The organism is Streptomyces nidicola (assembly GCF_050106155.1).
Classification (GTDB): domain Bacteria; phylum Actinomycetota; class Actinomycetes; order Streptomycetales; family Streptomycetaceae; genus Streptomyces.
Map to the genome: position 1 here is coordinate 7,725,263 of NZ_JBNBPI010000001.1, position 12,829 is coordinate 7,738,091.

The 12,829-nt window shown below is 71.0% G+C and carries 8 protein-coding genes; 3 read left to right on the forward strand and 5 right to left on the reverse strand.

All coding sequences use genetic code 11. The features are described 5' to 3' along the window. Positions 1-119: 119 nt before the first annotated feature. Together ACOKM3_RS34945 and ACOKM3_RS34950 are read right to left on the reverse strand one after the other, a co-directional pair. Positions 120-1,919 (reverse strand): ABC transporter ATP-binding protein, encoded by a 1,800-nt coding sequence (locus ACOKM3_RS34945; protein WP_426905227.1) that lies wholly within the window; start codon positions 1,917-1,919, stop codon positions 120-122. Continuing rightward, complete coding sequence (locus ACOKM3_RS34950; protein ID WP_426905228.1) at positions 1,916-3,820, reverse strand: ABC transporter transmembrane domain-containing protein; 1,905 nt, start codon at positions 3,818-3,820, stop codon at positions 1,916-1,918. Before ACOKM3_RS34950 ends, ACOKM3_RS34945 begins: the two co-directional genes overlap by 4 nt. Positions 3,821-4,010: 190 nt before the next feature. Between ACOKM3_RS34950 and ACOKM3_RS34955 the strand changes: the two genes are divergently transcribed. Beyond that, positions 4,011-4,763, forward strand: coding sequence for a L,D-transpeptidase family protein (locus ACOKM3_RS34955; protein ID WP_426905229.1), 753 nt, complete (start codon positions 4,011-4,013; stop codon positions 4,761-4,763). 33 nt (positions 4,764-4,796) lie between these two features. On the opposite strand, the gene ACOKM3_RS34960 is transcribed toward ACOKM3_RS34955, so the two are convergent. From ACOKM3_RS34960 to ACOKM3_RS34970, 3 genes are all read right to left on the reverse strand, one after another. Beyond that, positions 4,797-6,248 carry a Gfo/Idh/MocA family protein gene (locus tag ACOKM3_RS34960; protein WP_426905230.1) on the reverse strand — a complete coding sequence of 484 codons (1,452 nt, stop codon included), beginning with the start codon at positions 6,246-6,248 and terminating at the stop codon, positions 4,797-4,799. A gap of 139 nt (positions 6,249-6,387) precedes the next feature. Next, entirely contained in the window at positions 6,388-9,321 is a 2,934-nt protein-coding gene (locus tag ACOKM3_RS34965) for an FAD-binding and (Fe-S)-binding domain-containing protein (RefSeq protein WP_426905231.1), read from the reverse strand. A 75-nt stretch (positions 9,322-9,396) separates the two neighbouring features. Further along, positions 9,397-9,840, reverse strand: coding sequence for a MarR family winged helix-turn-helix transcriptional regulator (locus ACOKM3_RS34970; protein ID WP_327664558.1), 444 nt, complete (start codon positions 9,838-9,840; stop codon positions 9,397-9,399). 138 nt (positions 9,841-9,978) lie between these two features. Here ACOKM3_RS34970 and ACOKM3_RS34975 point away from each other — a divergent pair, with 138 nt between their 5' ends. Together ACOKM3_RS34975 and mltG are read left to right on the forward strand one after the other, a co-directional pair. Then, positions 9,979-11,802, forward strand: a complete 1,824-nt coding sequence (locus ACOKM3_RS34975) for an ABC transporter ATP-binding protein (RefSeq protein ID WP_426905232.1) — start codon at positions 9,979-9,981, stop codon at positions 11,800-11,802. A 120-nt stretch (positions 11,803-11,922) separates the two neighbouring features. Further along, positions 11,923-12,780: an endolytic transglycosylase MltG gene (gene mltG, locus ACOKM3_RS34980; RefSeq protein WP_426905233.1), complete on the forward strand. Its 858-nt coding sequence runs from the start codon at positions 11,923-11,925 to the stop codon at positions 12,778-12,780. The last annotated feature ends 49 nt before the right edge of the window (positions 12,781-12,829 follow it).

Consider the following 12,829-nt stretch of genomic DNA (forward strand, 5'->3'; position numbering starts at 1 on the left):
TCCATCAGGCCCATCAGGCCCACAGGGTCCGCCAGGTCGCCCCGGTCGATATGCCTATGGGAACGACGCCGGTCGGGAGCCGTACCGAAGAAGGGCTCCCGACCGGCGCCGCCGGCACGTCACCCGTGCCAGGACCGCCACAGCGCCGCGTACGCGCCGTCGGCAGCGACCAGGTCGTCGTGGCTGCCGAGTTCGCGGATCCGGCCGTCCTCGACCACGGCGATCACGTCCGCGTCATGCGCCGTGTGCAGCCGGTGCGCGATGGCCACGACCGTGCGGCCGTCCAGCACCCGGCCCAGCGAGCGCTCCAGGTTGCGGGCCGCGCGCGGGTCGAGCAGCGAGGTCGCCTCGTCGAGGACCAGCGTGTGCGGGTCGGCCAGGACCAGCCGGGCCAGTGCGATCTGCTGCGCCTGCGCCGGGGTGAGGGCCACCCCGCCCGAGCCGACCTCCGTGTCGAGGCCGTCGGCGAGGCCACCGGCCCACCCCTCGGCGTCGACCGCGCCGAGGGCGGCCCACAGCTCCGCGTCCTCTGCCCCGGTGCGGGCCAGGCGGAGGTTGTCCCGCAGGGAACCCACGAAGACGTGGTGCTCCTGGTTGACCAGGGCCACATGGGAGCGGACCCGCTCGGCCTGCATCCGGGAGAGTTCCGCGCCGCCCAGCGTGACCTGGCCGGTGCGCGGCGCGTAGATCCCGGCGAGCAGCCGCCCGAGCGTCGACTTGCCCGCGCCCGAGGGGCCGACCAGGGCGAGCCGCGTGCCGGGCGCGACCTCCAGGGACACCTTGCGCAGCACGTCGACGCCCTCGCGGTAGCCGAAGTGCACCGCGTCGGCCTGGACATCACGGCCGTCGGGCCGCACGGAGGCGTCGCCCGCGTCCGGCTCGATGTCCCGCACACCGACGAGCCGAGCCAGCGACACCTGGGCGACCTGAAGCTCGTCGTACCAGCGCAGGATCAGCCCGATCGGATCCACCAGCATCTGGGCGATGAGCGCACTCGTGGTCAGCTGACCCACGCCGATCCAGCCCTGGAGGACGAAGACACCGCCGACCACCAGCACCGACAGCAGCACGAGGACATGCACGGTATTGATCACCGGGAAGAGCACGGAGCGCAGATAGAGGGTGTACCGCTCCCAGGCGGTCCACTCCTTGATGCGCCGCTCCGACAGGTCGATGCGGCGGTCGCCGAGCCGGTGCGCCTCGATGGTGCGCCCGGCGTCCACGGTCTCGGCGAGCGCGGCGGCGACGGCCGCGTACCCGGCGGCCTCCGAGCGGTACGCGGACGGCGCCCGCTTGAAGTACCAGCGGCAGCCGAGCACCAGCACGGGCACCGCGATGAGCAGCGCGGGCGCCAGCGGCGGCGCGGTCACCGCGAGCCCGCCGATGAGCAGCGCCGCCCACACGACACCGATGGACAGCTGGGGCACGGCCTCCCGCATCGCGTTCGCGAGCCGGTCGATGTCCGTGGTGATCCGGGACAGCAGGTCGCCCGTGCCCGCCCGCTCCAGGACACCCGGCGGCAGGCCCACGGACCGCACCAGGAAGTCCTCCCGCAGGTCCGCCAGCATCCGCTCGCCGAGCATCGCCCCGCGCAGCCGGACCTGCCGGATGAACACGGCCTGGACCACCAGGGCGAGCGCGAACAGGCCGATGGTGCGGGCCAGTTGGGGACCTTCGAGGGAGTCGACGCCGCCCGGGTTCTCGGAGACGTCCTGGATGAGTCCACCCAGCAGGTACGGGCCGGCCATCGAGGCGATGACGGCGACCGTGTTCACGCCGATGAGCAGGAGGAACTCGCGCCGGTGGCGCTGGTACAGCTCGCGCACATAGGCGCGGACCGTGGCAGGGGCGCCGACCGGCAGGGTGTGCGCCGTGGTGGGGGCCGCCGGGTCGTAGGCCGGGGGCGCTACGCCGATCATGCCGTCTCCTCGATGTCGATCTCGATATCGGTGCTGATACCGGAGCCGGAGCCGGAGCCAGTCCCGATCCCGGTGCCGGCTCCGGTGTCCGTGCCGTCCTCGCCGGGCCGCGACCCGGCGTCGGGGGAGGACTTCTCCTCGTCGGTCTCGCGGGTGACGACCGCGCGGTACCGGGGCTCGGTGCGCACCAGTTCGCGGTGCTCGCCGACAGCGGCGACCACGCCCTCGTGGACGAACACCACGCGGTCGGCGCGGTCGAGGACCAGCGGTGACGAGGTCAGCACCACGGTCGTGCGGCCGCGCCGCAGCGCGCGCACGCCCTGGGCGATCCGGACCTCGGTGTGCGAGTCGACGGCGGACGTCGGCTCGTCGAGCACCAGCGTCTCCGGGTCGGTGACCAGCGAGCGGGCCAGCGCGAGGCGCTGGCGCTGGCCGCCGGAGAGCGACCGGCCGCGTTCGGTGATGCGGGCGTTCATCGGGTCCTCGTCCAAGGAGCCCTGGGTGAGAGCGTCCAGCACGTCGGAGCACTGGGCCGCGGCCAGCGCGTCCTCGGGTGCGACGCCTCCGGAGGCCGGTACGTCGAGGAGCTCGGCGAGGGTGCCGGAGAGCAGCACCGGGTCCTTGTCCTGGACGAGCACGGCCGTCCGCGCGACATCCAGCGGCAGTTCGTCGAGCGGTACGCCGTCGAGCAGGACGGACGGTGCCGCCTCGCGCGCCTCGCCCGCGTCGTCGTCGGTGGCGGAAGCGGGGTGTCCGCCGAGCCGATCGGCGAGACGCCCCGCCAGGTCCGGGTCGCCGCAGACCACGGCGGTGAGCCGCCCCGCGGCCGCGAGCACGCCGGTCGCCGGGTCGTACAGGTCGCCGGTCGGCGCCTTGGCGTCGCGCAGCCCGCCCTCCGGTTCGGTGACGCGCTCCAGCGCCAGCACCCTGGACGCCCGCTGCGCGGACGGCCGGGAGAACGAGTAGGCCATGGCGATCTCTTCGAAGTGGCGCAGCGGGTAGTTGAGGAGCATCACCCCGCTGTAGACGGTGACCAGTTCACCTACGGTGATCCGGCCCTCGCGCGCGAGGGCGACGCCGTACCAGACGAGCACGATCGTCAGCAGACCGGGAAGGAGGACCTGGATCGCCGAGATCAGCGCCCACATGCGCGCGCTGCGCACGGCGGCCCGGCGCACGTCCTGCGAGGCGCGGCGGTAGCGGTCGAGGAACAGTTCCTCACCGCCGATGCCGCGCAGCACGCGCAGGCCCGCGACGGTGTCCGAGGCCAGTTCGGTGGCATGGCCCGCCTTCTCCCGCTGGTGGTCCGCCCGCCGGGTGGCGCGGGGGAGCAGGGGCAGCACGGCGAGCGCCAGGACCGGCATGCCGAGCGCGACGACGACACCGAGCGCGGGCTGGTAGATCAGGAGGCCCACGGCGGCGATGACGATGGTGAGCGCGGCGGCGGTGAAGCGGGAGAGCGCCTCGACGAACCAGCCGATCTTCTCCACGTCACCGGTGGACACCGCGACGACCTCGCCCGCGGCGACCCGCCGGGTGAGGGCGGCGCCGAGTGTCGCGGTCTTGCGGGCCAGCAGCTGCTGGACGCGGGCGGCGGCCGTGATCCAGTTCGTGACGGAGGTGCGGTGCAGCATCGTGTCGCCGACCGCGACGCCGATGCCGAGCAGCACGATCAGCGCGCCGGCCTTGGCGAGACCGGCGCCGGAGCGGTCGACGACCGCCTGCACCGCGTAGCCGACGCCGTACGCGAGGCCGGCGACGGAGACGAAGTGGATCAGGCCCCAGCCAAGGGACTTGGTCTGCCCACCGAGCTGGTTCCGGCCGAGCCAGAGCAGGAACCGGGGGCCCGAGCGTGCGTCTGGCGTACCAGGGTCTGGATACGGAAGGTCGGAGATCTGCATGACGTCCCAGGGCTCGAAGCGGGGTGGATCGAAGAAGCGGACTCAAAGGCAGCAAACCGTGAAAGGTTCGCGCCCCGCGGCGAGCCGAGGCAAACGGTTTTCCGGCGCCGGGCAAAGAATCGGACCGGATCGACCGTCGTGATCGGAGTCGGGTCCGCGGTTTTTGACCTGTGGTGCGACCATGGAACGCATGCGGAGTGCGGGTGTGATCAGGGCGGGCGTCGCGATGGCGGCGTGCGGTGTCCTGCTGACGACGGTGGCCGCCTGCGGCGCCGACGGCGGCGACAGCGGGAAGAAGGCCACGACGGGGGCGAACTCCTCGGGCGGCGAGTCCCAGGGCGCCGAGGCGCGCGCGGCGGATCTCAAGCGCATCCCGGGGGTGGGTGACCGGTACCAGAAGCAGATCCCGGCGAACGCCCGGCAGGTCGTCGCCGTGTACGGAGACGGCAAGGACGCGGCGGGCTCCACCATTGCCCTCTACACCAAGTCCGGCGACACCTGGAAGAAGCAGCGTGGCTGGTCCGGGCACAACGGCAAGAAGGGCTGGACGACGAGCCACCACGAGGGCGACAACCGCAGCCCCGTCGGTGTCTTCACGCTCAGCGACGCCGGCGGGGTCCTGGCCGACCCGGGCGCGAAGCTGCCGTACACGCAGTCCGCGTCGTTCCAGGCCCCGCACTATTGGTCGAAGTCGCACTGGCACGACTTCGACTACGTCATCGCCATCGACTACAACCGCGCCAAGGGCACCTCGCCCAACGACCCGACCCGGCCGCAGGGCCAGTCCAAGGGCGGCAGCATCTGGCTGCACATGGACCACGGCAGCGGCACCTCGGCGTGCGTGAGCCAGTCGAAGGGCGACATGGAGTACCTGCTCAAGACGCTCGACCCGAAGCAGCACCCGGTGGTCGTGATGGGCGACAAGGCCGAGCTCAAGGCGTGAGCCGCGCGGGCCCGCGCCCCGTGCTCAAGTCCGTCAGGTCTCGCTCGGCTTCTCCGAGTTGACGCCGCCGCGCGCCTTGCGCCAGCCGCCGCGCGTGAAGTCGGGGATCTGCTGCGGCGCGCCCTTCGCCTTGATCGACAGGTGGCTCAGCGGCACCGGCGAGGTCCAGGTGGCGGCGTCGTACACGTCGAAGTCCGGGACGAGGCCGAGGCGCATCGTCTGCATCAGGCGGAACACCATGATGTAGTCCATGCCGCCGTGCCCGCCCGGCGGGTTCGCGTGCTCCTTCCACAGCCAGTGGTCCCAGTCGGCGTACTTCGCGAAGTCGCCCCAGGCGTCGTCGGTGTGGTCGGGCTCGATGTAGATCCGCTCGGGGTAGTCCTCGAACACGCCCTTCGTACCGCCGAGTTGATTGATCCGCGAGTACGGGTGCGGGGTGCTGACGTCGTGCTCGAGACGGATCACCCGGCCCTTCGCCGTCTGGACCAGGCTGATCGTGCGGTCCGACTCGATGTACGACTCCTTCCAACTCGGGTCGCCCTTGGGCATGTTGGCCGCGCGGTACTCGGCGAGCCCCAGGGACGGTGTGCCGAAGCTGGAGATGTGGGTGACGCGATCGCCGCGGTTGACGTCCATGTAGTTCGCGACGGGGCCGAAGCCGTGGTTCGGGTACAGGTCGCCGCGCAGCCGCGTGTGCCACAGCCGGCGCCACGGGCCCTCGTAGTAGTCCGGGTCGAACATGAGCCCGCGCAGGTCGTGGTTGTAGGCGCCGGCGCCGTGCAGCAGCTCGCCGAACTTGCCCGCGTGGGCCATCCGCAGGACGCGCATCTCATTGCGTCCGTAGCAGCAGTTCTCCAGCTGCATACAGTGTCTTCGGGTGCGCTCGGAGAGGTTCACCAGCTCCCACAGCTGGTCCAGCTGGAGCGCGATGGGACACTCGACGCCGACGTGCTTGCCGTTCAGCATCGCCGTCTTCGCCATCTCGAAGTGCCAGTCCCAGGGCGTCGCCACGTACACGAAGTCGATGTCGCCTCGCTTGCACAGGTTCTCGAAGTCGTGGTCGCCCTTGACGTAGCCGGCAGGCGCGGGCTGGCCCGCCGCCGTCACCTTCGCCGCCGCCTTGGCGGTCTTCTCCTTGACCGGGTCGCACAGGGCGACGACCTGGACGCCCTGCATCGCGAGGAAGAGGTCGATCATGCTGCCGCCGCGGTTGCCCAGGCCGACGATGCCGACCCGGACCGTGGAGCGCCGCTCGAACGGTACGCCGATCATCGTGTCGCCCTGCCGGGCCGGTGCCGCCGCAGTGCCGGCCTCGGCCGCCCCGGAGCCACTGGCCTCGGAAGCCGCGGCCTGTGCCGGCGAGCTCGAACCCAGCGCGACGAACCCGAGTCCGGCGCCGGCGGCGCCCGCGGTGCGCAGCACCTCGCGACGGGACCGGCCATCGGGTTCGGGAGAGTCGAGGGGGCTGCGCTCGTTGTCGTGCATCGGACCTCCAACAGGGTGGGTGCGGTGCCGTGGCAAGCGCAAGCCACCCTGCTGGGAGTGGGAGCAGGGGCGCAAGAGGTCGAATCGGACGGGTGGTTGGACTTATGTCATCGGGTTTTTGGACTCAGGTGACGAGCCCTCACGCGCGGGCCGTGCCGCGTCGCGTCGCCCGCTCCAGCTCGACCAGTACGGAGTAGTACGAGCGGCCCGTCGCATGGTCCATGCCGACCTCGCACATCCGGTTCGCCGACAGATGGGCGTCGTACGCGCGGGACGTGACCTCCGCGGCCTCCTTCGCCGTGGCGGACTCGGTCAGCTCCTTGTGGAGCATGCCGCGGTCACCCGCGAAGCCGCAGCAGCCCGCGTCGTCCGGCAGCACCACCTCGTCGGCGCAGGCCTCGGCCACGGCTCTCAACTGGCCCACGTCGCCCAGGTGTTCCATGGAGCATGTCGGGTGCAGCACGGCCGAGCCGATCGTGCGCTCGATGGTGAGCCGCGGCAGCAGCTCCTCGGCGGCCCAGACGAGGGAGTCCACGATGGTCAGCTCCGCGTGCAACTCCCGGTTGTCGTCGGTGAGATACGGCACCACCTCGTGCGCGATGCCCAGCGTGCACGAGGAGGCGTCCACCACGAGGGGAAGCCTGCCGCCACCGGTCCAGGCCCAGGCCGCCTCGACGATCCGGTTCGCCATCACCGTGTTGCCCTCGTCGTAGCCCTTGGAGTGCCAGATAGTGGCGCAGCACGTTCCGGCCACATCGTTCGGGATCCACACCGGCTTGCCCGCGCGCGCGGAGACCGCGACAACGGCCTGAGGCAGCGATACGTCGCCGGGGGTGCCGAAGATGCGGTTCACGCACGCCGGGTAGTAGACGGCCGTGGCTCCCACGCGCGCGGTACGCGGTAGCTTCCGGGCCGCCGCGGCAGGTACCTCCGGCAGCCATTCCGGCACCAGGTCCGGCCGAACCGCCTTGCGCGCGGCGCCCGTTACGGCGGTCAGGAGGCGGTCGCCGATCTTGTCGGCCGCCGCCACGGCGAGCCGGGCCGAGGCCTCCACCGCCTTGAAGTTCTTCGCGACGAGCGCGGCCGTCCGCTCCTCGCGCGGCGAGTGACGGGCGTGCCGGAAGCCCTTCATGAACGCCCCCGTGTCGATGCCGACCGGGCAGGCCAACTTGCAGGTGGAGTCACCGGCGCAGGTGTCCACGGCGTCGTACCCGTAGGCGTCGATCAGCTCGTCCTCCACCGGTGAACCGGACGGCTGGCGCATCATCTCGCGGCGCAGCACGATCCGCTGGCGCGGCGTGGTCGTCAAGTCCTCGCTGGGGCACGTGGGTTCGCAGAAGCCGCACTCGATGCACGGGTCGGCGATCAGCTCCACCTTGGGGATCGTCTTGAGGCCCCGCAGATGGGCCTTCGGATCGCGGTCCAGCACGATGCGCGGCGCGAGCACTCCGTCCGGGTCGATGACCTGCTTGGTGCGCCACATCAACTCCGTGGCCCTGGCGCCCCATTCGAGCTCGAGGAACGGTGCGATGTTGCGGCCCGTCGCGTGCTCCGCCTTCAGGGAGCCGTCGAACCGGTCGACCGTGAGGCGGCAGAACTCGTCCATGAACGCCGCGTACCGCTCCACGTCCTCCGCCTTCGCCGCGTCGAACGCCAGCAGGAAGTGCAGATTGCCGTGCGCCGCGTGGCCCGCCACTGCCGCGTCGAAGCCGTGCCGCGTCTGTAGTTCGAGCAGCGCCTCGCACGCCTCCGCGAGCCGCGAGGGCGGCACCGCGAAGTCCTCCGTGATGAGCGTCGTGCCCGAAGGACGCGAGCCGCCGACCGCCGTCACGAACGCCTTGCGCGCCTTCCAGTAGCCCGCGATGGTCTTCGCGTCCCGCGTGAACTCATTGGTCACCGAGGCGACGGGCGCGACGAGTTCAAGACCTTCGAGGGCCTTCGCGGCCGCCTTCTCGTAGGCGGCCTGGGTCTTCTCGTCCGGGGCGCGGAACTCCACGAGCAGCGCCGTCGTCTCCTTGGGCAGCTCGGCCCAGTCCTGCGGCACGCCTTGCACGCTGACCGAGGCGCGCAGCGTATTGCCGTCCATCAGCTCCACGGCCAGGGCGCCCGCCTCGTTGAACACCGGCACCGCCGCCGCGGCCGCCGGCAGGGAGGAGAAGAACAGCAGCGCCGTCGACACCTTCCGGTCCAACGGCAGGGTGTCGAAGACGACTTCGGAGATGAAGCCGAAGGTGCCCTCCGAACCCACCATCAGGCCGCGCATGATCTGCACCGGGGTCTCGCCGTCCAGGAAGGCGTCCAGCCGGTAGCCGTTCGTGTTCTTGATCTCGTGCTTGGCGCGGATCCTGCGGGAGAGCTCGGCGTCCTCCTCGATCTCCCGCTTGATCGCCAACAGGGCCTCGCAGAGCGCCGGTTCGGCGTGCGCCAGGTCCTCGTCCGCGCGCGGGTCGCCCGTGTCGACGACCGTGCCGGACGGGAGCACGAAGGTGAGGGAGGAGACCATCCGGTACGAGTTCCGGGTCGTGCCCGCCGTCATCCCCGACGCGTTGTTCGCCACCACGCCGCCCACCGTGCAGGCGATCGCGCTCGCCGGGTCGGGGCCGAGCACGCGCCCGTGCCGCGCGAGCGTGGCGTTCGCCCGCACGATCGTGGTGCCGGGGCCGATCCGCGCGCGCGAACCGTCGCCGAGCACCTCGATGCCCGCCCAGAACTTACGGACGTCGACGAGGATGTCCTCGCCCTGCGCCTGCCCGTTCAGCGACGTGCCCGCCGCGCGGAAGACGACCTCGCGGCCCTTGCCGTGGGCGTAGGAGAGCACCGCCGACACGTCGTCGATGTCCTCGGCGACCACCACGACCTGCGGCACGAAGCGGTACGGGCTGGCGTCCGACGCGTAGCGCACCAGGTCCGAGATCTTGGTGAGCACCTTGTCCGCGCCGAGCAGCCGCGTCAGCTCCGAGCGCAAGGGCTCGGGCGTGCCACCGGCCTGCCGGTCCGCGACCCGGTCGGGAGCGGGGCCGGACGGACGGGCTCCGGGACGCAGGGCTTCCGGCTTCGGCTCCAGCAGCGGCATGGCCTCTCCTCGATCGCTGTCAGTACTCCGGCACTGCCAGTACTCCGGACTCCGGCACTGCCAGTTCCGGCGCGGTCAGCACTCCGGTGTGCGCGGGGGCTCGAACAGTGCGTTCAGCAAGACCGTCAGCTGCGCGCGCTGCTCTTTGTCCAACGGTGCCAGGATCTCCTCTGCCGCCGCGCGGCGCGCGCTGCGCAGCTCCCGCAGAGCGGCCCGGCCCTTGTCGGTGAGCTCGATGCGGATCACCCGGCGGTTCGTGGGATCCGGCGCACGGCGCACCAGATCGGCCGCCTCCAGGCCGTCCACCGTCGTCGTCACGGCGCGCGGAACCACCTCGAGGCGCTCGGCCAGATCGGCCATGCGCGGCGGCGTCTCGTAGTGCACCAGCGTGCGCAGCAGCCGGGACTGCGCGGGGGTGATCCCGACCGGCTCCAGCTGGCGGCGCTGTATCCGCTGGAGGCGGCGGGTCAGCCGCAGCAGCTGCTCGGCGAGGAAACCGTCGGCGTCCGGTGTCTTCATGCCGGGAACAGTAGCAGGACCTTGTGCATTGTGAATAGAGGTAACAATGCATTATGCTCCTCGAGTCGAGCTCGACCGCTGCCCCGTCCGTACCCGATGAGTGGCGCGTGCCGAGTTCCCTCTACGCCTAGGAGGCCCATGCCCCGCGACGAAATCCGCTGGACGCCGCCCCCCGATGCCAACGCATCGGGGCAGCCGCGGCAGATCCGCCGCATCCTGTCCCTCTTCCGCCCCTACCGCGGCCGACTCGCCCTCGTCGGGCTGCTCGTCGCCGCCGCCTCGCTGGTCACGGTCGCGACGCCGTTCCTGCTCAAGGAGATCCTCGACGTCGCCATCCCGCAGGGCCGCACCGGGCTGCTCAGCCTGCTCGCCCTCGGAATGATCGTCAGCGCCGTCGTGACGAGCGTCTTCGGCGTCCTGCAGACGCTGATCTCGACGACCGTCGGCCAGCGCGTCATGCACGATCTGCGCACCGCCGTCTACGGCCGGCTGCAGAGCATGTCCCTCGCCTTCTTCACCAAGACCCGCACCGGCGAGGTCCAGTCCCGCATCGCCAACGACATCGGCGGCATGCAGGCGACCGTGACCTCCACCGCGACCTCCCTCGTCTCGAACCTGACGAGTGTCGTCGCCACGGTCATCGCGATGATCGCCCTCGACTGGCGCCTGACGATCGTCTCCCTGCTCCTGCTGCCGATCTTCGTGTGGATCAGCCGCCGGGTCGGCCGCGAGCGCAAGAAGATCGCCACACAGCGCCAGAAGCAGATGGCCGCGATGGCCGCCACGGTCACCGAGTCGCTCTCCGTCAGCGGCATCCTGCTCGGCCGCACCATGGGCCGCGCCGACTCCCTCACCAAGTCCTTCGCCGACGAGTCGGACGAACTGGTCGGCCTGGAGGTCAGGTCGAACATGGCGGGGCGCTGGCGGATGGCCGTCATCAGCATCGTCATGGCCGCCATGCCCGCCATCATCTACTGGGCGGCCGGCATCGCCCTGCACTTCGGCGGCCCCACCGTCTCCATCGGCACGCTCGTCGCGTTCGTCTCGTTGCAGCAGGGCCTCTTCCGGCCGACCGTGAGCCTGCTGCAGACCGGCGTCCAGATCCAGACCTCGCTCGCCCTGTTCCAGCGCATCTTCGAATACCTGGACCTGCCGGTCGACATCACCGAGCGTGAGGACGCGGTCCACCTCGACACCGTCAAGGGCGAGGTCCGCTTCGAGAACGTCGAGTTCCGCTACGCCACCGACGATGCTACCGACGAGCGGCAGAGCGCGATCCTCGACGGCATCGACCTCACCGTCCCCGCGGGCGGCAGCCTCGCCGTGGTCGGCCCCACCGGCTCCGGCAAGTCCACGCTCAGCTATCTGGTGCCGCGGCTCTACGACGTCACGGGAGGCCGCGTCACGCTCGACGGGGTCGACGTTCGCGACCTGGACTTCGACACCCTCGCGCGCGCGATCGGCGTGGTCTCCCAGGAGACGTACCTGTTCCACGCCTCGGTGGCCGAGAACCTGCGGTTCGCCAAGCCCGACGCTACCGACGAGGAGCTGTACGCGGCGGCCCGAGCGGCGCAGATCCACGAGCACATCGCCGCCCTGCCGGACGGCTACGACACCGTGGTCGGCGAGCGCGGCCACCGCTTCTCCGGAGGCGAGAAGCAGCGCCTGGCCATCGCCCGCACGATTCTGCGGGACCCGCCGGTGCTCATCCTCGACGAGGCGACCAGCGCGCTCGACACCCGCACCGAGCACGCCGTACAGGAAGCCATCGACGCCCTCTCGGCCAACCGCACGACGCTCACGATCGCGCACCGCCTCTCCACGGTCCGCGGCGCCGAGCAGATCGTGGTCCTGGACTCCGGGCGAATAGCCGAGCGCGGCACGCACGAGGAACTGCTCGGTCGGGAGGGCCGCTACGCGGCGCTCGTGCGGCAGGACGCGCGCGTGGCAGCGGCGGCGTGACGGGTGTTGTGCCCGGGCCGCCATGACATCGGCGCGAACAGCGGGGAGAGAGTCCGTGAGGGAGTCAAGGAGGGCAGAGGTATGTCAGGGATGTTCTGACGCACGCGTTACCGTTCCGGCATGCAGACCGAGACTCCGCGACGGAACACGACGCGACTCACGCGCCGAGGACGCGTCGCCATGACGGTGACCGGGGCCGTCGTGGCGGCAGCCGCCGTCGCGGTGCCACTGGCCCTGGTGGGCGGGGACGAGTCGGACCGGGTGCTGACCATCCCCGAGGGCTGGCGCTCTGGCCAGGTGTACGAGGCCGTCGACAAGGCGCTCGACGTCCCGGCCGGCACCACGAAGAAGGCCGCACCCAAGGCGCACCTCAAGCTTCCGGGCGACGCGGGTGGCAACGCCGAGGGGTACCTGTTCCCGGCGACGTATCCCTTGAACGACAAGTCGACTCCGCAGTCGGTCCTTTCGTACATGGTCGACACGGCGAACAAGAGGTTCGGCGGCAGCAGCAGTGGCAGCGGTAGCCGTAGCGGCACGGCCGCGGGCGCCGAGCGCACCGCCGTCAACCCGTACCAGCGCGTCATCATCGCCAGCATCGTGCAGGCCGAGGCGGACAACAAGGAGGACATGGGCAGGGTCGCCCGCGTCATATACAACCGGCTCGATCACGGCATGCCGTTGCAGATGGACTCCACCATCAACTACGCGCTCGGCCGCTCCACGTTGGACACCACCCACGACGACACGAAGATCAACAACCCGTACAACACCTACGCGCGCAAGGGGCTGCCGCCCACCCCGATCGGCAATCCGGGGGAGCAGGCGATGGAGGCGGCGACCAGACCGGCGTCGGGGGACTGGCTGTACTTCGTGACGGTCAAGCCGGGGGACACGCGCTTCACCGCCGACCTGGGCGTGCAGGAGAAGAACGTGGCGGAGTTCAACGAGAACCAGGCGAAGGCCAGGAAGGACGGTTGACGAGGCCCTTCGGGGTGCCGGAGGCCGGGGTGCCCCGGGGGCTTGGGGG